The following is a 20935-nucleotide window of genomic DNA, read 5'->3' as shown; positions in this document are numbered from 1 at the left end:
CCTAGGGATCATCCCCGCATGTGCGGGGAGCACGGACTTGATGGAAAGGCCGCCAGTGGAGAGCGCGGGATCATCCCCGCATGTGCGGGGAGCACGCTGCAAAATGGGGCGTTTTCGGCCTTTTTGCCGGGATCATCCCCGCATGTGCGGGGAGCACCCGTTTCCGCCCTCGTCGCAATATCCGTATTCGAGGATCATCCCCGCATGTGCGGGGAGCACCGGCCACCAGTTCTCGCTCGCCTCCAGCGTGGGAGGATCATCCCCGCATGTGCGGGGAGCACCGCAACGCTTCCATTTAAAATTGTTTGGTTTTTGGGATCATCCCCGCATGTGCGGGGAGCACTCATAGTATACCCGACTACCTAGGTAGTCAAGTAGGATCATCCCCGCATGTGCGGGGAGCACGACCGACGGCAGCGTCGCCTCAATCACGGCGAAGGGATCATCCCCGCATGTGCGGGGAGCACCGCCGAGGGCATCGGCGAGGACGCCGAGTGCGACGGATCATCCCCGCATGTGCGGGGAGCACCGAAGGATGGAAGGACGCGCTGTCCGACGTCGGGGGATCATCCCCGCATGTGCGGGGAGCACCGCTCACCATGATCGATAGCAACACGCTCTCAGGGATCATCCCCGCATGTGCGGGGAGCACCCATTGCAGGGGCCGTTGGTTGGTGGTTGGTTGGGGATCATCCCCGCATGTGCGGGGAGCACCCACGTTACGCGCTACTACAGCGGCAAAGTGACGGGATCATCCCCGCATGTGCGGGGAGCACGCTTATTTTCCAGCGCGTCAAGCATACCGCAGCGGCTTATCCGTTCACTTTCTCATCTGCCGGCTCGTCTGGCAAAAAATAGTTCTTCTTTCCTTGAGCACGAAACCTGTGAGCATTTCTATATTGGCTCGCATGGCTCCAGCCGGGCTTCATCTTGCCCTGGAACCCATGATACGCATCGTCCGACCTCCGCGACACCAGGGTCACGCCCTCACAGTCCACAGGCTCCCAGTCTGGTCGAAAGACTCTGAATGCCAGATGCTGCTCGTTCCGTGCCGAATGAACCATCATCGCCCTTCCCTCCCTCACCAGGGAGGTCACACGACTCCAAAGCTCCTCGCGAACGCGGGCAGAGAGGTGCCCCACGTACACGCCGGGAGAAATCTCAAGCAGCCATCTCGTCAAGTCACCTCGCAGGCCTGCAGGGCAGGCGGTCAGCACTATGACAACCATTCAACCTTCCCCCAAACCTCGGCCATACGACCGTCCAGAAGGGACCTCGCCCGCGCGCTCATCCCAAAGGGCAATGACATCCTCCCCATTCTCCCCGACGGCCCCCTCCGCGGCGTCCCCCATGAGCAGCGACCTGATGTCCCTGACCATGCGGGAGAGAATCGACAGGTCATACACGGCGTCTCGCATGCCCCGCCGCACCGCAGACCCAATATTTGAAGGCTTGAGCGCGGCAATCCTAAACGCGACAGGGATGGAGAGCTCGGTCTTATACAGGTCCGCAACGTCATAGACGAACGAGCGCTCATGGCCCACATGCACAAAGCCAAGCCCTGGCGAGCAGCCGAGCGACACGATGACGGAATGGGCCAGCGCATACAGGCAGACATGGGCCGCAGACAGCGCCTTGTTAATTTCCGAGGCATCATCAAAGTCATTGGGATTGTACTCGCGGCGACTCCATTCAACGCCCGTCTCCGTGGACATGTTCCGGTAGACCCTCCTAACCCGCGCCCCTTCCCTTCCCCTGAGCTGCTGCATCGTCAGCCCGCTGACGTCCTCGTCAGGAAATCGCAGCTGATACATCCGCCGTGCCACGCCAAGCCGCGCACGGCGGTTGGAGACCAAGGCAGCCTGACGCTGCAACAGGGCTGACGAGTGGGTGAGCGGCTTCCCAAAGGCATACAGGCGTATGCCACGCTCGCCAACCCACACGACCGTGGACCCGCTCTCCCCGATGACCGTCATCGCGTCATGCGTGATGGAGCTGCCGGGGCCCAACATGAGCACCGACAGGGTGGCTGAGGGAACATACGTCGCTCCCTCGGCGTCAAAGACCGTGATGGCATTCTCGTCCCTGCCAATCTTGCAGCGCTCAACATACAGAAAGGAAAGCCTGTCCTCCGCTCGTGCCAGCGCGACGATGTCGGGAGGAGGCGTCCCCCTAGCTCCCCCCTTGCCCAGGCTCATGTCATCCCGCCTCTCGATTGACGCCCTTGGGGCCGGTCATCCCCTGCTCCAGGGGGCGATGGTAAGCAGACCGCACCCAAAGCTCTTTGACCTGCCCACCCCCTGACAGAGCGCCCTGGAAAACGCCGACGCGTCGGTGACGGTGAGGACGCCGTCGAACACGGCAGTCGATATCGTCACGGTAGAGCCTTGACGCGAGAAGCGCTCCTTACGCCTCTGGGTCACAGTCACATAAGGCACCGCATCTTCCCACACCGCAAGCTCAAAGCCATGGACGTTGCCCTGTCGCCGCAGCCAGTCAATCTGCTGCGTCTCGGTCACATACCCCTGAATGGTGCCCACGACCTTCTCGTTGGGGCGCTTGCCCTTGTCAGTCCGCACGAGGCGCGTAGGATTGGCCTTGAGCCTGAACTGCCAGCTCTGCCCCTTCGCGACCTTGTCCAGAAGCGGGGAGTAGTCCTTCGTCTCGCCCGGCGCCGCGCCGGGCCACCCATACTGGTCGGCGACATGGGTGAAGTCGGGCCTTTCGGGACTCACCACATACAGCCAGAGCGAGTCCTTGTCCCTGGGATTGGCGTCAATCCTCCATAGCACCCTCCCCTTTTCGTCAAGGCGTCGGGCCGTGGGAGGAAAGCAGTGCTCCACCGCGGCATGCACAAAGTACGATGAGGCCACGAGCCTGAGCGTATTGGGCCGTGCCACGTTAAGCGGCACCCTGGATATGTACACGTTGACACCCTCCTATACAAAACTCATGGGGTCGTGATCCCCCAGCCGTGGCGGCCCGCCATGCCCACGCACCGGCGTCGTGTCAGCCTGCGCGCCTTCCTGCGCGGCGCGCAGGGATGCGACATCAACGACAAAGTGGAAGACCGCCCTCTGTGCGTACGTACGTCCCGACCCCGAGAAGCTCAACGGAAAGTCCGCCTGGCTTGTGCACGGCTCGCCCTCCCGGGCGTCGCACAGCACGGGCAGCTCCGTCTGGCCGACACGTCGTCGCTCATGCTCCGAGGCAATCCAGGGATGCCGGGACAGCGCGTCCCTCACGTCCTGGTAGGACTCCTGAGCCTCCATGAGGATCGGCTCGCCTGGCGGACATGACCTTCGTCCCAGAAAGAGCGGCCACCGGGGGGCCCTGAGCGCGCGAGCAATGTCCCGCAGCAGTTCGTCGTCTCCCCCGAGTGCGGCCAGGAACTTGGCGTCAGCAAGATAGTACCTGGTGGTGAGAGGCATGGACCTTTTCGTGTCGCCCAGAGGATGCTCCGTCTGAAAGTCAGAGAGCAGGCGTCCCGGCTGGTCAATCCTCACGCCAAAGTCGAGAAGGGCCAGGTCCTCGACGGACTCCTCCCGACTCCTTCCCAACGCCGAGGCCACAAGCCCCACGACACCACTCTTGGTGGGCTCTTGTCGTGTGGTCCTGCGCGTGAAGCGCGAGGAGTCCCCCCACGACTGAAGGGGTCCCGCCAGCCTGAGCATCAAGACGCCCATTACTGCTCGTCACCCTTCAGCTCCGCCAGGACGGCTGCCTTGACGTCTTCGAAGATCTGAGGGAGCTCCTCAACGACCCCCAGCTCGTCCAATTTCGGACTCTGCCCGTCAATGGAGGAAATCCATGTCCGCCTTGCCTTGGAACCATACATTCGCTCGGTGTTGATCAGACGCTCGACCAGACGTTCCTCGGCGCGTTCGGAAATTGAGGCGCCCTCCTGCGCGCGCACGGGCTTCTCGAACGCCGCGGAGGCATTGATGGGCTGGTCGGACCGAAGCGCCACGATGACGGTGCTGGGGACGGTCCTGTTGGCAAAGGTGTTCTGCTTGCCCGTGGGCATGGAGCGCACGAACGCCTTGACAAATGCCTCGACGCCCACGACGGTCGCCTGGTCATCGCCCAGCTGCTCACGGAGAGAGTCAACGTTTACCGTCGCATAGCGATACAGCGTCGAAGAGTTAAAGCCCACGGACTCGATCATGGACGCGCCGGCGTTGTCACTGGCGGAACAGTCATCGAGCGCCGTGAAGTAGTCATACTCCTGGGTGATCTTGTCGACGGAGATGGCATGGGCCACCTGGGCCGATGCATCAGTGCTGAGGTCGGGGGCGTCGGCAAGCATCCTGCCAAAGAGGGCTATGTCGAGCGCCTGCCTGCCGTGAAACGCCTTTGACACCTCCTTCTTGAGCTCCTTCGGAGGCTTGGACGCGTCCTCGCCGGCACGAGCGTGACGGACGGCAAGGGCTGCCAGCTTGTCCAGCTCTCGTTCTGCGATAAAGATGAGATATTGAGTGACCTGCGTGCCCATCTCCTTGCCCTTGCGCTTAGATTTCTCAGTCTTCACCCCTGCCGCGTTCAGCACGGCCTGCGCCCACGCATCGGCAACCTCGGCGAGTCCGGGATCGAGCGCGACGATGCGCACGGCGATGAGTTCGCAAGCATGGGCCGTGCGACACCCCAGCTCGTCTGCTGGGACGTACTGCATGAAGCTTTTTCTCATGGCGTGCTTCCAGGCCTGACTTGACACGCGAGCACGGAGCGCGCCGCCAAACACGGCGGTCTTGGGCGTGCCCGTGTCGTCTCGGTTGATGTTGCTGGGCGGCACATTCTGGATTACATGGATGTCAACGAACATGATGCTCCTCCTCATTTGGACATGAAAACCGCATTGCAGGCGACCTGCGTCACTACTCCTTGTCGACGTCTTCTGGCGTGGGCCGATACGCAAAGTAATCCCGCGCCCAGCTCATGTGCACGCCGTCTTTGGCCTCCGGAATCTGCAGAAGATAGAGGTCGTGCGCGAGCCTGCCGTAGTCAAGCGGAACGTCTTGCGCGCGCAGCAGTTGCATCAGAGCTCGCAGGCAGACCTCGACCGCGCCCCACTCAGTCGCCGCCTCGAGCGATGACATGCGCCTCACGATGCCTGCGGCATCCGTGTTGTCGCCATGCTGATGGCCCGCCTGGAAGCAGGCGGACCCCAGAGTCCCCCGCCACGGGGCGTCCTTGTCAAAAAGCACTGCCATGGGCTTTTTCTTGGACTGCTGATGCAGCGCATAGAGCTTGAGCGCCAGCTTGGCAGAGCGCATGAACCGCTCAGCATCGGCATCCTGCAGCCCATCGAGGGGCATGTCCGCAAAGACGGTCTCTCCCACGCTCATCCACGAGCCGGCTCCCGGGGCGTCGAGCCTGCGGAGCCTCGCCAACTGCGCGCGAGCCGAGCTTGACCTCGCTAGGAACGAACCCTGAAGCTCCGCCACCTTGCGGCTGACATATGCCCTGACCAACGAGCTGGTGCTTGACCTGCCTGGATTCACGACTCCTCATCCTCCTTTTCCGCCATCGTCTGGCCAAATCGATAGGTCGCCTTCTGCTGGCGCCTCTTTGACGTGCCGGGAAGCTCCTTGTCCAACGATTGCTCAAAGAGCTGCAGGGCGCGCCCGACGGACATCTTGTCATGCATCTCAAAGTAAGAGACGCTCATGGTGCTAAGCGATCGATGGCCGATGGCCCATATGATTCGACGAATCCCGTTGCGCCAGGCGTCAAAGTAGCCTTCGTCTTGCTCCGCCTTGTCCAGATTGCGCAGGCACTCCCTGCAGAGGCCGTCCATCTCGCGGAAGGCCTCTTCCTTGACCCTGGTCGTTTTGGCCCTGTACTGGGAGGCGTCGCTCCTGTCACCCGCAGCCCTACGAATGTTGTTCATGAAGCGACCCAGGGCGTCTGCGGCATTGGCTGCCTGCTCCACGACCTGCACCGCAAGGGCGCGCGTTCGCGACGCGTCTCTGAGGACCATGGCGGGGATGGCAAACGAGTCATCGATTGCCTCGGAAAACACGCTGCTCTGAGTCCCGTACACCATACCCTGGGCATGGAGGGTCACGAGCGGCGAAGCGCCCTCAAAGACGTCAGCGTCCTCAAGGGCGCCGATCCAGCGAATAACGCCCGGGCGCAGGTCCTGCTCGCCTGTTGCGCCGCGTGCGGCGATGACGGACCCCAGTCCGCGCCAGAGCGATCGGGCGGGGTCATGGGCCAGCGGCATGAGCGGCACGTGGGACAGGCCGAGCTTCTTTTGCTGGGCGGGGCTCTCCCGCCAGGCGGTCATCGGCTCGACATGCTGCTTGTCAAGAACGCTGCCGACGGTACCGTAGCAGGAGATGACGCCCCTGACGACCTGGGCGGACGCATCGGGCACCAGGCGCACTCTCCTGCTCTGCGCGACGTACATGCCCACCGGGCTGTAGGGCTCGTCCGCCGCCTGAATCACCATGTCACAGCTGCAGTCGTCCTGCTCCCAGGGTGGCAGGTCGCGCTCGACGCCCAGCAGTGGGTGCTCCTTGCTGCGGACCGAGTCGTAGAGCACCCAGTTGAGCATGAGCGTCTGGAAGAGATTGTCGCCCTCGACGAAGATGCCGCCCAGGGCACCCGCGACGCCCGTTCCCAAGGCGCCCTGGGGGGCGTAGACCTTTCCCGCCTTCTGGTGCATGTTTCCCGCGACGGGAGATTTGATGCCCGCCGGGTCAAAGGCCTGCATGAAGACGAGCCAGCGGGCTGCCTCGGCAAAGCCGAGCGAGTCAAGGTGGTGCTGGTCCCTCATCGAAAAGAGGAACTTTTCGGGCTTGGGAACGTCCGCGACCATCTCCCCGACAGAATCGTACTCCTTGCTCACATAGCGCAGGCCGAACGTCTGGAAGAAGGGATGCTCAGGGTCAAAGAGGTCAAATCTGTCGTGGAACCTGTCCAGATACGCATCGATCGTATTGAGATCAAACGCGCCGTCCCCCCAGGCTTCCTTCCAAAACAGGCGCAAGTCGGCCTCGGTGCCGGTAAAGTCAAGGTGGGAGCGGTACAGGACGGCAAGCAGAAGGCGCAAGAGAACGAAGGTCTGCTGGCGCGCGTCTCCCTCTATGGTTCGGATGCGCGGCGCCTGGGCAAAGACGTCCCCAAGCGGCAGCTCACCTTGACTGCCGTCACGATAGACGACGGGAATCCATCCCTCCTCAAGCAGGTTGAACGACAGGGGTTGCTCAGGTCCGGCCATAGACGCTCCCATCTGATGGATGCCGATGGAACTGCCCCGCAGCGGCGGGGAACACTACCTCAACCTGACACATAATAGGATCATCTCAATAATTGAGAATATTATGTGTCTTGTTGGAACGTTATCACGATAGAACTGCCAGTCATCTCTCACCCGTAAACGGTCTGCAAGCCCACCTGAGCGGAGTACTCAAGCCGCTGACCCAAAATCGTGGTCACGAGCAACCCGTTCTTCTCCTCCCTCATGAGAAGTGCGATTCGCCCCGCCAGCCAGGGAGAATCCTGCCAGCACGACACGATCTCCCCGCTCTTGTCCTCAAGCTCCCTGATGAGAAGGTCTATCTTCTGGGAGTTGCACAGGCTCAGAGGAAGACGAACGCAGCCTTGGGCAACGAGGCGGGCGAGCGCCGGTTCGGGGCAGGCATGCACGGGTACCGAGACGCCGGGGAGAATGCCCCGCCTATCGTCACCAACCCACGGGAGCAGGCTCGCGCCGTCCGCACCTTGTCTGAGCAGCAGCACCTCTACCGTCTCCTGCGTGTCGCGCACGGCACGCTCGCCCGCGTCAAGGTCGGCGGCGTCACCCAGGCAGTGGCTTGAGGCGAGGTCGCCCAGGTTCCACTCGTTGGTGACGGCGGCGACGGCAGAATGCAGGAGGCAGACGCGAGCTCGCGCCATCTTCTCGCGCCGCTTTTTCTCTCTTTGCGCGCAGGCGCGTTGATATCCTTCCTGCCAGCCCTCGGGAACGCGACCGCTTACCCCCTTTGAGTAGGCGGCCCTCACGAGGGGGGCAATGTCCTGAGGCAGTGCAAGGTCCCTGCGCCCGCCGGCATCGGTCAGCTCCAGCACCGAGAGCGCCTCCATCAGGGTGGCTTCCCCGTACACCTTGGTGACGTCATCCATGAAGGCGGGCACGCCCCCCTCCCAGGACGTGATGCCCCTCACATAGCAACGTGCCGTGCGCAGGCGGTCAGGGCGGTCTTTCTCGCCGTCACCCCGCGCATGACGATGGGTGCGCCCCAGACGCTGAAATATCAGGTCAACGGGGGCTACGTCGGTCACGAGCAGGTCAAAGTCTATGTCAAGAGACTGTTCGAGCACCTGCGTGCCTACCACGACAAACCGTTTTGGACGCCGCCCGTTTGCGCGGGTGGCGGCGGGGCCAAGGAGGCTGCGGATGCTCCGCTCTATGCGCAAACGATCAAGGTCAATAAACCGGGCGTGGTCAAGCAGCACGTCTGCCTCACCAAAGGACTCGCGCACGACCTGGAAGACACGCTGCGCCCGCGCGACCGTGTCGCAGATGACGCCCGCGACGCCGCCCTCAACAAGCCTCTCCTCAAGCAGGCGGACCAGCTCGGACTCATCGTCTGCCATGAGCGCCAGGTTGAGGCTGATGCTGCGCCCTGACGTCGCACATGAAAGCTCGCGCCTCTCGATGCCGCGGGTGTAGGTGATGAGTGGGTAGGCGTCGCCGCGTGCCGCGCCTTCCGGGCTGGGCGAGACGGACGACGGCGTCGCGGCCGCGGTCGGCCCGGCAGGGGGCGTCGCGGCCGCGGTCGGCCCGGCGGAAGGCGCCACGGCAGGGGGCGTCTGCGCCCATCGGGACACAGGCCGAGGACGACGGGCTTGCGTCGCGAACTGAGCTCCCGAGGCCTTTCTCCCCGCCAGGTAGGCATCGACCATCTCCTTCTTGAGCTGCGAGGGAAGCGTCGCGGAGAGCAAAATGACGGGGTTATGCCAGTAGCCCAGCCACTCGAGCAGCCTGCCCAAATACTGGCGCATGTACAAGTCATACGCATGGCATTCGTCGATGATGACCACCTTGTTGGCTAGCGCCACCTGCCTCAGCGAAAGGTGCCTCATGTCGAGGGCGCCCATGAGCGCCTGGTCCACCGTGCAGACGACGAAGTTGGCGAGCATGCCCTTCTTCCTGCCGGACATCCAGTCGGAGGCAAACACGTCGCCTTCGATGCCGCCTCCGCCTCGCGCCGAGCCCTGTCGTCGGCGCGAGGCCGCCTTGATGGACTGGAACTCCTCGTTGAGCTGAGACTTGCCGTGTGCGAGTGTGACGCTCTTGTCGTGTTCGCCGTCCACATGCGGCAGCCTGTCAAGCCAGTGACGTACCCTGCCGAACATCGCGTCGGTCGTCGCCATCGTTGGCAGGGCCACGCAGACGCCCCCCATACCGCCATGGGCGCACATGATTTCCGCAGCAGCCAGGGCGGCCTCGGTCTTGCCCTCTCCCATGGGCGCCTCAAGCACGACGATGCCAAGGTCATCGTGCTCCCGCGCGATCTTGACCATGGCGGCCTGGATGGGCCTGAGCACGCAGCCGGCAGGAAGGCCAAAACGCTCCCTGAACGAGGTCTCGTCCAGGGGCACGGCCGTCCGGCTCGTGCGCCACGGAGTTGGTAGGTCCGCGCACTCCCAACCCTGCGCAAGGCGCGCCTCCAGGAAGGCGTCAGAGATCCGTTTGTCCCACCGATCCTCACCCAAAGGAAAGAGAGGGAAGAGCTCCTGATTGCTCGCAAGCCAGTCCGCCATGGTGACGATCCCGGCAAGCAGGCTCAGGACGGGAGCGGGCAGGACGTCCTCGCTCAGGGCGGAAACAAGGTCCGACGAGACGCCGGCCCGACATATGACGAGTTCAAAGAGCTCCTTTCTGACTCGTGCCCACTCCTCGCTGCCGTGACCGATGACGCCCATCTCGGTCGCGTACAGCAGCCTGGCGTCCTGTGCCGCCTTCTGCTGGGGAAACGTCCCGTGATGAGAGCCGATCACACTCGCCAGGGCCTTGGCGGCACGCCCGCCCCATCCACGCGCACATAGGAGCTCTCGCACGAGGGCCTCGCCGGCGACGGCGTGAGCGGGCAGCCTCCTCTCGGCGAAGTCGGCGCGAAGGCAGAGCCCCGCGCGGATGACTCTGTCTGGCAACGTCTCGTCCCATGATGACGCCGTCCGCGAGGGCGTCGACTGAAAGACGGGCGTGGCCTTGCCCAAGTCGTGCAGGCCGGCAAGCAGCATGAGGAGGCTCCTTGCCACATGCTGGTCGCCCCCGAGCGGCCGCGAGAGCGTCTCCCTCGTTCCTTGGGGGAGCCACGCGTCCCACAGCAGACCCGCGACGCCAAGGGAGTCAAGCATGTGTATCGCGAGAGGCAGCCACGCCTCCCCCGCGCCATAGTCCGACTTACCCCATAGAGAGCGCGCCTGGCGCGAGATGTCCATGCGATCCTCCCTGCCTCCGTCGTGTGGCACGACGCCGATGGCGGCGGGTCCTGACTGCGCCGCGCTGGTTGGGAAAACTATGGCACAGCCTCCCGCGACATGCGGCCCTTGTTCTCATCAAAAGCGTGCGTCTGGAAAGTGTGCGTTTGGGGCCCTCTTCACAATGCTTATCTGGGCAAACGCAAAGACATATTGCAAAAACGCACGGTCCGCTCACGGTCCGCACCGCCTCGCCGGCCAGACCTGACAACCCCCTTACGAAGCGCCGCCGACGCAATGCTAGACTGGTGTCATGAGCTGCATGTCTGACATCGCCAAACGCTACCTTGCCCTCACCTTTCTCATCACCTGGTCGTGCTGGGGGCTCAGGGCGATGCTCTGCGTCGCAGGAGTCGTCGACGCCGGGGCGCCGGCGGTCATGCCCCTCTTTGTCTTGGGAGGCTTTGGCCCCACCATCGCGGCATTCGTGGTCCGGCCCGACGCGCGCACGCGCAACGGATGCGCCCACTTTCTGCTGGCGGGTTCACGAGGCTCGTTAGGTTGGCTCGCGTTGCTGGCGAGCCTCGTCCTTGCCGCGGTGACGCTTGGGTCCGACGGCCTCAACCCGCAGATACCCCTGTTCGTGCTTCCCACGCTCTTCGTGATCACCACCGTCGCGGGCGGCGGCAACGAGGAGCTCGGCTGGCGCGGCGTCCTGCAGCCGGAGCTCGAGACGCGCCTTCCCTATCCCGTGGCCACGCTGGCCGTAGGCGTGATCTGGGCGGCCTGGCACCTGCCGCTCTGGTTTACGCCGCAAGATCCCCACCTCGCCATGCCATATGGAACGTTTGCCCTTCAGGCGGTGCTGCTCTCCTTCTGGCTCGCCGGGCTCAGGCGGCGCGGCGCCTCACTGCTCTGGTGCGCCGTCCTGCACGGGTTTCTCAACACGCTCTTGTCGGCGTTCCTGCTGCGTCTGGGGCCGGACCTCGCCGTCGGGTTCCTTGTCGTGACGGCAGTCTCGCTCTGGATGGGGATGTCGAGAGCGCCCGCCGGCGCCGACGACGAACAGGGGCGGCCCCGGCCTACCGCATAGCTTGGCACACGACCGCTAGATATGGGCGCCTGCCGGTTCCGGGAAATTATCAATGACCGAGTCGGCTTCGATTTTGTCATTAAATTCTCGCTTCCTGGGCAAACGTAAATTTAATGACCAGACGGCCGGCATCTGGTCATTGATAATCCCGGGCTTCGGCGGGCGGGGTCGCCTGGAAGAATCGGCGGGGTCGCCTGAGCGGGCCGGCGGACCAGGGGACAAATGCGTTTAGGAATGTCGGCGGGGTCACCTGCGGGCATGATCGCAGGCCGAGATGCCGCTCACCTCTCCGGATGTGTTCCATAGCCAGCGCTTTCGTGGTCAGCGCTTACATGGTCAGCGCCAACGCAGGCGGCAGACGCCTCATCCAGCCACCAAGTGGCCCAGCTGTCACGCGTCACGTGAGAGTCCGCAGGCTCGCAAGCACCTCGGCACGGCGGTGCGCGAGGCTTTCACTTTCCAGCAGCGCTCGCTGTCGTGCCATCCTTTGCCCTCCCGCTGCCTCCGCACGTACGATGAGCTGCCGCACGAGGAGGTCGAGAGTGCTCACGTCCCTAAGGTCCTCGCTCGTCGCGACGAGGGTCTCGACGCCCGCCGCCAGCAGCTCACGATCCCGACGACGGTCGTCCACGTACTTCTCGCGAAGTGCCCGACGCTGCACGGCAAGCTCGTGAGCCCTCTGGTCGCTTCCCGGGTCCTGCCCAAGTCCCACGGCGGCGCGCTCCAGCTCCATGATGCCAAAGTGCCCCCATCCGTCGTAGTTGATGCCAACCGTCTTGCAGGCAAGCAAGATGTCGGGCACGCGAGAGGCACGCGTCATGGCGTTGCTGATGCCCGTCATGACGCGCGCGTTGCCCAGCTCATAGCCTCCCCGGCCTCCGGGGAGCGCGAGCATCGTGGCCAGAAGAGCCTCCTGAGGAGACCATGCCCGCTCTCCCGCGAAGACGACGGCGCGCAGCGCTCGCAACGCCGCAGGAAAGGGGGCGTGCATCGCAAGCTCATGAAGCAGCTCGACCTTCGTGACGAGGGCCTCGACCCCAAAGGTGGTGGACCCTCTCGCCGTGCCGACGGGCGGTGCCAGCGGCGGAAGGGCATACGCGCCCATCAGCTCCGCCGCGACGCACATGAGAGCCGGAAGGGGCATCAGTTCGGCCAACTGGGCGAGCACGTGAGGGGCGGTGCTGGTCGAAATGCCCTCGGGAAGCGCGACGCCACTACGGTCGTCCCAGCTGCGGCAACCAAAAACCCTGGTTCTTCTCACCCCCTCCCTCTTGAGTACGTCAACATGTTCGAGAGAAAAGAGTTCGCGGGCATCGTCCGAGGTAAGGCCGGCACGGCAGAGACACTCAGTGACCAGCGTCCGCGACCATCTACTCCTGCGAATCGTCTGACCGGAAGGCAAGGCTGACGGAACGGGCGGAGTGTCAGACGTCGCGAACGATTGGCGGCGAGCGTCCGTTCGTCCGCAGGTCGCCCTCCGCATCCTTTGGGCGCGGATGATGGCAAGAGCGGCTCTGTGAGAAAAGGTGATATCCATGCGATGACGGTACGGCATCTCGTGTCGCCACGTGATGCAGGTTGCCGCAAGGTAGCTGCGATGTTTGCAGCAAGGCGTGTCACCTGAGTCATCATTCATGCCAACATGAGAGACAGATTTTGATAATTTACCAGGCAGATAGGCAAATCTAGACAGAGCGAAAACGTGAGAATATTCATTTTGCAGGAAGGGGTGGACGGCCGGAGGGGCACATCGCAAAGCAGAGCTGGTCGTCGATGAAATCAAACGAACCGGCTTGACGTCAGCAGCACTTCGGCGTCAGCGACACTCCGGCATCAGCGACACCTTGGCGTCAGCGACACTCCGGCTACGGCACTAGCGCCGCGCCTTCTCCTTCAGGGAAGCTCTCGGCGCGCAGCCCGTCCGTCTAGGCTATCCCGCCCGCCGAAGCCCGGAATTATCAATGACCAGATGCCGGCCGTCTGGTCATTAAATTTACGTTTGCCCAGGAAGCGAGAATTTAATGACAAAATCGAAGCCGACTCGGTCATTGATAATTTCCCGGAACCGGCAGGCGCCGACTGCTCCTTAGCCCAGCTCATCCAGAAGCTTGCGCATCTCGCGCTGCACGCCATGATCCGCGTTGGTGGCGACGATGTCTCGGGCGATGCGCTTGATGCCGTAGCGGGCGTTGCCCATCGCACGGGGATGTCCCGCCAGGCGCAGGATCTCGTAGTCGTTCATCGAGTCGCCAAACGCCATGACGTCGCTCGCGTCCACCCCATGGACATCCATCACCTGGCGAATGCCCGTGGCCTTGTTGATGCCGGCCGGCATCGTGTCGATCCACTTCCTGCCCGACGGTGCAAAGGTAAAGTCGCTGCCCAGCTCGCGACCGAGCACGTAGGCCATGTCCATGAGGTTCTTCTCGTCGTCGCAGAAGAGGGACGCCTTGATGATGCTCGTGCCGGGGTCGGGAAGGCTATATATCTGCTCGGGATTGGGAAGGTTCTTGTCAAACTCTCGCTCGTACTTCTCGTCCTCGTCAAAGAGAAAGCTGCGCGAGGCGTCAAAGAGCGCCAGGTGCAGGCAGTCAAAGCGGTCGACGACCCGCACCAGGCGCTGTAGCGCGGCATGGCTGAACACCTCGCGGCCCACCATCCGCCCGCCCACATAGACCTGCGTCCCGTTGGACGCCACAAAGTCCATGCAGTCGATCACGGGCTCAAAGAAGCGCTGGAGCGTGTCATACCTGCGTCCGGAGCTCACGGCAAAGAGAACGCCCCGCTCGCGCAGGCGCAGGATGAGGTCAAAGGTCTCGGGAGGCACCTCGGAGTTCTCGTCAAGCAGCGTGCCGTCCATGTCCGAGGCAATGAGTCGTATCACGCGCGCATCCCTTCAGGGCGCCCAAGGCGCCGTCAAGACATCAGTTTGCAAGGAGAAGATACCCTGCCAAGACACAGCTGAGCGTTTGCGCAATGTAAGGTCACTTCAAGCAGCATGCCGAGGCCAAGGGCAAAAACCCGCAGACACAAGGCATACGGGCACCCGGAGCCTGACAAGAGCCGTCTACAGTCGCTCAAAGACCAGCGTCGCCTGGATGCGATCTCCGCCCACGAGCCCCTTGCTGCCCCCGTTTGACGTCGAAATCGTATGAAGCCGATAGCCCTTAGCGGCCTGTGCGTTAATGACGTTCTCGAGCTCGGAGAGATTGCCTGACCCCGTTCCCATGAGCTTCTCTTTGAGCGTAACCTGGAGCACCACATAGGGCCTGTCTGTTCTCGAGGCGCCGCTGAACGAGGACTCTTTTCTCATGTTGTCGAACATACCCATCGCAATCTCCGTTCCGATGAAACGTGGCAAGGCAATCGGCCAAGGCGGCATCATCTTCCTCACTATATCGCACCCGATGCTCATGTCGCGCCCATTGCTCCCGAGTCCGGGCCGGATTCGCTTTGGCGCGTCGCCCAAAGGCCGTGTCGGAGCGCCACCTCCGCATGCATGCGAGGCCGAGGTCGCAGGGCTAACATCACGCCAAAGGACGCCGTGTCCACCGCGGTCCTATACTTGCCTTGCGCCGGAGGGGCGTGGGTCGTCCACGGCGTCGAGAGGGGCGGAGCCGTCGTCCACGGGGCCGCACGGCCTGAGCTCGCCGCACGACCCGGGCCCGCAACGCGACCTGACGCCGCGCACGACCTGGTCGGGAGGGAGATGCCCATGTGGGTGGTTGCCGCAGCCGGATCCGCGCTCTTTGCCGGCATCACCGCAATTCTCGCCAAGCTGGGCATCCGCAAGACCGACTCAGACGTTGCGACCGCCATGCGGACGCTGGTGGTCCTTGCCTTTTCCTGGCTCATGGCCCTCATCACCCGACAGTTTGATTCGATCGGCGCCATCAGCCTGCGGTCCTGGGTCTTTCTGACGCTCTCGGGGGTGGCCACCGGCGCAAGCTGGATGTGCTACTTCAAGGCGCTCTCCATGGGAGACGTCAACAAGGTGGTCCCCATGGACAAGACCTCCTCCGTGCTCACGGTCCTTCTTGCCATCGTCCTCTTTGGGGAGACCCGTCTGCTCCCCCTCAAGCTCGCCTGCTCGCTTGGCATCCTTGTGGGAACCCTCCTCATGGTCAAAAGGCGGCCCGCCACCGCGGACCGTGCGCGAGGATCCTCGTACCTTGTCTTTGCCGTAGGTTCCGCGGTATGTGCCGCCCTCACGTCCGTCCTGGCAAAGGTGGGCGTCGCCCAGGTTCCCTCAAACCTCGCCACGGCGATTCGCACCTGCGTCGTGCTGGTCATGGCCTGGGGTATCGTTGCGCTGAGAGGCAAGCTTCCTCATGCGCGCCCTGCGTCCCTGGACAGGGGGGAGCTGGCCTTCCTCATTCTCTCGGGCGTCTCCACGGGGGCAAGCTGGCTCTGCTATTACCTTGCCATTCAGACGGGACCGCTCAGCGTGGTGGTACCCATAGACAAGCTCTCCATCGTGGTCTCCATGGCCTTCTCGGCCATTGTCCTGAAGGAGAGATATTCAACCCGCTCGCTGACGGGGCTTGCGCTCATCGTTGTGTCAACCGTGGTGATGGCCGTCTGGGCATGACGCATGAGGCATGTCGTGTGGGGTCCGACGCGCGGGGTCCTGGGGCGTAGGCCTAGGCGCCGCCCGGCCGGCCGCCCCCAAAGACGGTGCCGTGGCCCCGGCTTGCGGTAGGATGGGCGTACGTCCTTCTCTGACGGCACTCCCACCGAAAGACATGCCATGACTACGAACGCACACGCATCGTCACCCCGTCTAAGATGGGGCGTCATCGGCTGCGGCGTCATCGCCAACGAGATGGCGCAGACGCTCGAGCGCGAGGGCCGCTCGATTGACGCAGTCGCCAACAGGACCCATGCGAAGGCTGTCGCCTTTGCGGAGCGCTACGGCGTCGGCAAGGTCTATGCGACGGCCGACGAGCTGCTCGCGGACACGGACGTGGACGCCGTGTACCTGACGACGCCGCACAACACCCACATCACCTACCTGCGCAACGCCCTGGCCGCCTGCAAGCACGTCCTGTGCGAGAAGTCGATCACGCTCAACGCGGACGAGCTCGCCGAGGCTCGCGAGCTTGCTAAACGTGCGGGCGTCGTCCTCATGGACGCCTGCACCATCCTCCACATGCCCCTCTACAAGGAGCTGACGCGCCGTGCGGCGGCGGGCGACTTTGGGCGCGTCAACCTCATCCAGGGGAACTTTGGCAGCTACAAGGCATACGACATGGAAAACCGCTTCTTTAACCCCAAGCTTGCCGGCGGCGCGCTGCTGGACATCGGCGTCTACGCGATAACGCTCGCACGACTCTTCCTGCAGAGCTCGCCCCACGAGCTTGCCTCCCTCATGAACCCCGCGCCGACGGGCGTGGACGAGACTGACGGCATCCTGATGCGCAACGCCGAGGGGCAGCTCGTCGTGCTATCGCTGTCCCTTCACTCAAAGCAGCCCAAGCGAGCCGTCATCAGCGCCGACAAGGCTTACGTGGAGATCATGGAGTATCCCCGTGCGGACGCGGCGGACGTTGTCTGGACCGAGACGGGCGAGCGCGAGCGGGTGCAGGCCGGCAGGCGGGAGAACGCCCTGAGCTACGCGATGGCGGACCTTGAGGCGGCGGTGGCCGGCGACGTCGCGGCGCGGCGGCAGATCGAGACGTCGGCCGACGTGATGGACGTCATGACGCGCCTGCGCCATGAGTGGGGCTTTCTCTACCCGGAGGAGCGGAACCTGACGCAGGGGGTCTCCTCCCGCTGATTTCGTACGGCTCGACCAACGTGCCTGCCATGCGGGAACGTCGTCACCACCGCGCCATGAGAGACGCCCGCCACCAGATGGTGACGGGCGTCGCTGCCAACATGGCCCCGCAGCGCGGCGCGGGACGTCAAAGGCGGGCTAGTAGTTCAGGCCCTGCTCCTCAAAGAACGCCTGTGGGTGCTTGCAGACCGGGCAGACCGCGGGAGCCTCGGGGCCGACGTGCAGGTGGCCGCAGTTGATGCACTTCCAGACCTTGACGCCCGGACGAGCGAAGACCTCGCCCTTCTCGACGCGCTCGGCGAGCTTGTTGTAGCGTTCCTCATGGTGCTTCTCGATGTCGCCGACCATGCGGAACTTGGCGGCGATCTCCTTGAAGCCCTCCTGCTCGGCGGTCTCGGCAAAGCCCTTGTACATGTCGGTCCACTCATAGTTCTCGCCGGCGGCGGCATCCTTGATGTTGGTCAGGGTGTCGGGGACGTCGCCGTCGTGGAGGTACTTGAACCAGAGCTTGGCATGCTCGCGCTCGTTGCCCGAGGTCTCCGTGAAGATGTCGGAGATCTGGACGTAGCCCTCCTTCTTGGCCTTGCTGGCGTAGTACGAGTACTTGTTGGTGGCCTGAGACTCGCCGGCAAAGGCGGCCTCGAGGTTCTTCTTCGTCTGTGAGCTTGCGAAATCGACTGCCATGAACGTTTCCCTTCCCTAGTTTGGATACCACTCTCTCTCCCCTCCGCGCGACCGGGCGGCCGGCGGAGACATGCTGATGTTAGGCCTCGGCCTTCCAGAGGCCGTGCAGGTTGCAGTAGGCGTAGGCGGTGACGGACGCGCCCGCGACGCCGCCGAACGTGGCCTCGGGCTTGTCGCCGGGCTTGAAGAACTTGAACGAGGCGCGGCCGTCGGTGACGACGCAGACCCACTCGATGTAATGCTCCTCGGTCATGGGATGCTCGACCTCGCCGACCTTGACGGTGATGTGACCGTGCGGTGCCTCGGAGATCACCGGGACATGCTTTTCGGTGGCGGCGTCAGTGGAGCCTGCCTTCAACGCTTCCATGGGCTCACCGCAGCAGACGAGCGGGCCGCCGCCATCGTGCGCGACATAGACCAGGTTCCCGCACTTGGTACAACGGAAGAACTTTGCCTCAGCCATTGTGTTCCCTTTCCCTTATTGCCAGACGGCCCTCTGCCGCCTCATGGCACTTGCTTGGACCATACCCGTCATCCGAGACGTCCGATCACGCTGCGGCGCCCCTCGCGGCCGTCTGCCGACCTGCGCGACACGTCACATACCCGGGGCGAGGGCTTCGCCGCGCGCCTCCAAAACCTGCGCGCACGCGGTGCAGACGCCCTCCAGGCACAGGCTGAAGTCCGTCAAGGTGCCGACGGTCCCCAGGTCAAGCCTGCGGACGGCCCGACCGACCTCAGGAGCCTCCACGTCAAGGACCCGCCCGCAGCGCGTGCAGCGAAAGTGCTGATGCTCCGCCGTATTGGGGTCAAAGCGCGTGACCTTGTCGCCCGCGACCACCGGCCTGAGCTTTCCCTGGTCCGAGAGGACCATGAGGTTGCGGTAGACGGTGGCAAGGCTCAGGTGCGGGAACTGCTCCCTCAGGGCAACGTAGACCTCATCGGCCGTGGGGTGGTCCCGCCTGTCGCGAATCCACTCCCAAATGGCGGCGCGCTGACGACTGTAGCGCAACTCCGTTGGCATCTCATCCCCTCTCCTCTTCTAAATAGTAGTAATTATTATTGATTATGTCAAGACCTTTCCGCGCCTCGTGACGATTGTGCCTTGGGACTGGCGGCCCTCTAGACCCACACGGCCCATTGAGGCCGGCAGCTCATGGAGCCCGCGAGCACACCTGCCGCCTTGCCCCTAGCCGGAGCACGCATCGCGCTCGGGAGGAACGAGCGGCGCCGTTGGGTATCATCTTTTTCAGGAGTCCAACACGTCTTTTTCAGGAGCACGACACGTCTTGCACCCACCGACAAGGAGGCCCGCATGAAGTTCACGTTCCTGCATCACTGCACGCATTCCCTCGACAAGCAGAAGACCATAGCGTTTTACGAGAGGGCGCTGGGTATGCGCGTGGTGCGCGAGAAGGGCCCCGAGGACGGCTCGTGGGCCATCACGTTCCTTGAGAGCGAGACGTCCCCCTTCCAGATCGAGATCACCTGGAACCGCGGACGCACTGAGCCGTACGACAACGGCGGCGGCGACACGCACATCGCCTTTGAGGTGGACGACTACGAGGCAGCCCACGCATTGCACGAGTCCATGGGCTGCATCGTGCACGAGAACCCCTCCATGGGCCTCTACTTCATCGCCGACCCCGACGGCTGTTGGATCGAGATCCTTCCCCCGCGAGACTAGCCGCCCGTCCTCACATCCTCGTCGAAAGGACAGCCATGAACGACTTCGTCTTCTGCTCCCCCACGCGCTTCGTGTTTGGCCGGGGCTTCGTTGACCGCACCGGCGCCGAGGTGGCCGCCCTGGGCGCCAAGCGCGTCCTTTTGGTCTACGGCGGCGGGTCCGTGCGCCGCACCGGGACCCTTCAGCGGGTCATGTCGTCCCTCAGTGCGGAGGGCGTCGAGACCGTCGAGCTTGACGGCGTGCGTCCCAACCCGGAGGTCGGGCTGGTGCGTACGGGCATCGAGCTCGCCCGGACCCATGACGTCGACCTCATCCTCGCCGTGGGCGGCGGCTCCGTCATCGACTGCGCCAAGGCCATAGCGTTTGGCGTCCCCTATGACGGAGACGTGTGGGACTTCTTCAGCGGCGCCGCAAAGATGGGTGCCTGCCTGCCGCTCGCCGTCGTGCTCACCATCCCCGCCGCAGGCTCGGAGGCTTCCGCGTCCTGCGTCATCAGCAACGACGCCCTTAGCCTCAAGAAGGGCGTCTCCGGGGACGTCTTCCGCCCGAGGCTGGCCATCATGGATCCCGAGCTCACCTTCACGCTTCCGCAGTACCAGACCGCGGCCGGCGTGACCGACATGATCTGCCACATCTGCGAGCGCTACTTTGGCGCCGTGGGGGCGGTTCCCGTCACCGACGGCATCTGCGAGAGCCTGATTCGCTCCGTCATGGACGCCGCGACCGTCGTGAGGGACGACCCTACGAATTACGACGCACGCGCCGCCGTCATGTGGGTGGGCACGCTGGCCCATAACGACCTCTGCGGCTGCGGCAGGGACCGGTCGCCCGAGCGTCGGGCCGGCGGCTGGGAGAGCCACGGCCTCGAGCACGAGATCTCGGCCCATTCCCCCCAGGTGACCCATGGCGCCGGGCTTGCCGTCATCCTGCCCGCCTGGATGCGTCACGTCTGGCACGCAAACCCAGGGCGCTTCCTGGACTTTGCCAAGGGAGTCTTTGACGTGGAGCCCGTGGACGAGACGGACGAGGCCGTCGCCGACGCCGTCACCTTCGCGATTGACGAGCTGCAGCGCTTCTTCGTGAGCCTCGGCATGCCGCGCACCCTGGGAGACCTCGACGTGACCCCCGAGGACGTGCGCACCTGGCTCGTGACGCTCCGACAGAACAAGGGGGAGCGCTTCGGCGAGTTCATGCCGCTGACCTTGGAGGACGCGCGAGCGATCTACGAGTCGGCCTTCTAGGGGCACTCGGCGCTCAGGGGGCG

19 protein-coding genes and 1 CRISPR repeat array are annotated in these 20935 nt (G+C 63.8%); of the genes, 5 read left to right on the top strand and 14 right to left on the bottom strand.

What is annotated here, in order from left to right:
- Positions 1-5: 5 nt before the first annotated feature.
- Positions 6-776: direct repeats of the CRISPR family, unit length 28 nt; unit sequence GGATCATCCCCGCATGTGCGGGGAGCAC.
- Between the two features lie 36 nt (positions 777-812).
- From cas2e to HMPREF2826_RS02045, 8 genes are all read right to left on the bottom strand, one after another.
- Positions 813-1229, bottom strand: coding sequence for a type I-E CRISPR-associated endoribonuclease Cas2e (gene cas2e, locus HMPREF2826_RS02080; protein ID WP_070638765.1), 417 nt, complete (start codon positions 1227-1229; stop codon positions 813-815).
- Complete coding sequence (gene cas1e, locus HMPREF2826_RS02075) at positions 1230-2198, bottom strand: type I-E CRISPR-associated endonuclease Cas1e (protein WP_070638763.1); 969 nt, start codon at positions 2196-2198, stop codon at positions 1230-1232. It lies immediately after the preceding gene.
- Positions 2199-2234: 36 nt separating this feature from the next.
- A complete protein-coding gene (gene cas6e, locus HMPREF2826_RS02070; protein WP_083307180.1) occupies positions 2235-2927 on the bottom strand; it encodes a type I-E CRISPR-associated protein Cas6/Cse3/CasE in 693 nt (230 codons plus the stop codon).
- Positions 2928-2939: 12 nt separating this feature from the next.
- The gene (cas5e, locus tag HMPREF2826_RS02065; protein ID WP_070638762.1) at positions 2940-3686 is read right to left on the bottom strand and encodes a type I-E CRISPR-associated protein Cas5/CasD; all 747 of its coding nucleotides are present in this window, start codon (positions 3684-3686) and stop codon (positions 2940-2942) included.
- Entirely contained in the window at positions 3686-4822 is a 1137-nt protein-coding gene (gene cas7e, locus HMPREF2826_RS02060) for a type I-E CRISPR-associated protein Cas7/Cse4/CasC (protein ID WP_070638760.1), read from the bottom strand. The genes cas5e and cas7e overlap by 1 nt, the downstream gene beginning before the upstream one ends.
- 52 nt (positions 4823-4874) lie before the next feature.
- A complete protein-coding gene (gene casB, locus HMPREF2826_RS02055; protein ID WP_070638758.1) occupies positions 4875-5501 on the bottom strand; it encodes a type I-E CRISPR-associated protein Cse2/CasB in 627 nt (208 codons plus the stop codon).
- A complete protein-coding gene (gene casA / locus HMPREF2826_RS02050; RefSeq protein WP_070638756.1) occupies positions 5498-7225 on the bottom strand; it encodes a type I-E CRISPR-associated protein Cse1/CasA in 1728 nt (575 codons plus the stop codon). Before casA ends, casB begins: the two co-directional genes overlap by 4 nt.
- 149 nt (positions 7226-7374) lie before the next feature.
- Complete coding sequence (locus HMPREF2826_RS02045; RefSeq protein ID WP_070638754.1) at positions 7375-10452, bottom strand: CRISPR-associated endonuclease Cas3''; 3078 nt, start codon at positions 10450-10452, stop codon at positions 7375-7377.
- A 301-nt stretch (positions 10453-10753) separates the two neighbouring features.
- Between HMPREF2826_RS02045 and HMPREF2826_RS02040 the strand changes: the two genes are divergently transcribed.
- Entirely contained in the window at positions 10754-11524 is a 771-nt protein-coding gene (locus tag HMPREF2826_RS02040) for a CPBP family intramembrane glutamic endopeptidase (RefSeq protein ID WP_070638752.1), read from the top strand.
- Positions 11525-11921: 397 nt separating this feature from the next.
- Here the strand turns inward: HMPREF2826_RS02040 and HMPREF2826_RS02035 are convergent, their stop codons facing one another.
- From HMPREF2826_RS02035 to HMPREF2826_RS02025, 3 genes are all read right to left on the bottom strand, one after another.
- Positions 11922-12785, bottom strand: a complete 864-nt coding sequence (locus HMPREF2826_RS02035) for a hypothetical protein (RefSeq protein WP_148138302.1) — start codon at positions 12783-12785, stop codon at positions 11922-11924.
- An 825-nt stretch (positions 12786-13610) separates the two neighbouring features.
- Positions 13611-14408, bottom strand: a complete 798-nt coding sequence (locus HMPREF2826_RS02030) for a Cof-type HAD-IIB family hydrolase (RefSeq protein WP_070638748.1) — start codon at positions 14406-14408, stop codon at positions 13611-13613.
- Positions 14409-14591: 183 nt separating this feature from the next.
- The gene (locus HMPREF2826_RS02025; RefSeq protein ID WP_070638802.1) at positions 14592-14855 is read right to left on the bottom strand and encodes a DUF4177 domain-containing protein; all 264 of its coding nucleotides are present in this window, start codon (positions 14853-14855) and stop codon (positions 14592-14594) included.
- 384 nt (positions 14856-15239) lie between these two features.
- Between HMPREF2826_RS02025 and HMPREF2826_RS02020 the strand changes: the two genes are divergently transcribed.
- Together HMPREF2826_RS02020 and HMPREF2826_RS02015 are read left to right on the top strand one after the other, a co-directional pair.
- Entirely contained in the window at positions 15240-16115 is an 876-nt protein-coding gene (locus tag HMPREF2826_RS02020) for an EamA family transporter (RefSeq protein ID WP_070638746.1), read from the top strand.
- 159 nt (positions 16116-16274) lie between these two features.
- Positions 16275-17303, top strand: a complete 1029-nt coding sequence (locus HMPREF2826_RS02015) for a Gfo/Idh/MocA family protein (protein ID WP_070638744.1) — start codon at positions 16275-16277, stop codon at positions 17301-17303.
- A 138-nt stretch (positions 17304-17441) separates the two neighbouring features.
- Here the strand turns inward: HMPREF2826_RS02015 and rbr are convergent, their stop codons facing one another.
- The 3 genes from rbr to HMPREF2826_RS02000 all read right to left on the bottom strand — a co-directional run bounded on the left by rbr (position 17442) and on the right by HMPREF2826_RS02000 (position 19008).
- Positions 17442-17987: a rubrerythrin gene (gene rbr, locus HMPREF2826_RS02010; RefSeq protein ID WP_058270081.1), complete on the bottom strand. Its 546-nt coding sequence runs from the start codon at positions 17985-17987 to the stop codon at positions 17442-17444.
- Positions 17988-18066: 79 nt separating this feature from the next.
- Entirely contained in the window at positions 18067-18450 is a 384-nt protein-coding gene (locus HMPREF2826_RS02005; RefSeq protein ID WP_058270080.1) for a desulfoferrodoxin, read from the bottom strand.
- Positions 18451-18582: 132 nt separating this feature from the next.
- On the bottom strand, positions 18583-19008 hold the full coding sequence (locus HMPREF2826_RS02000) for a Fur family transcriptional regulator (protein WP_070638742.1): 426 nt from the start codon (positions 19006-19008) through the stop codon (positions 18583-18585).
- Positions 19009-19299: 291 nt separating this feature from the next.
- Between HMPREF2826_RS02000 and HMPREF2826_RS01995 the strand changes: the two genes are divergently transcribed.
- Both HMPREF2826_RS01995 and HMPREF2826_RS01990 read left to right on the top strand, forming a co-directional pair.
- Positions 19300-19671, top strand: coding sequence for a VOC family protein (locus tag HMPREF2826_RS01995; RefSeq protein ID WP_070638741.1), 372 nt, complete (start codon positions 19300-19302; stop codon positions 19669-19671).
- Positions 19672-19706: 35 nt separating this feature from the next.
- The gene (locus HMPREF2826_RS01990; protein ID WP_070638739.1) at positions 19707-20912 is read left to right on the top strand and encodes an iron-containing alcohol dehydrogenase; all 1206 of its coding nucleotides are present in this window, start codon (positions 19707-19709) and stop codon (positions 20910-20912) included.
- The last annotated feature ends 23 nt before the right edge of the window (positions 20913-20935 follow it).

This window comes from Olsenella sp. HMSC062G07 (genome assembly GCF_001811895.1).
GTDB lineage: Bacteria > Actinomycetota > Coriobacteriia > Coriobacteriales > Atopobiaceae > Olsenella_F > Olsenella_F massiliensis.
Note: the sequence above shows the minus strand (reverse complement) of the source record. Positions and strands in the feature narration are given on the sequence as shown.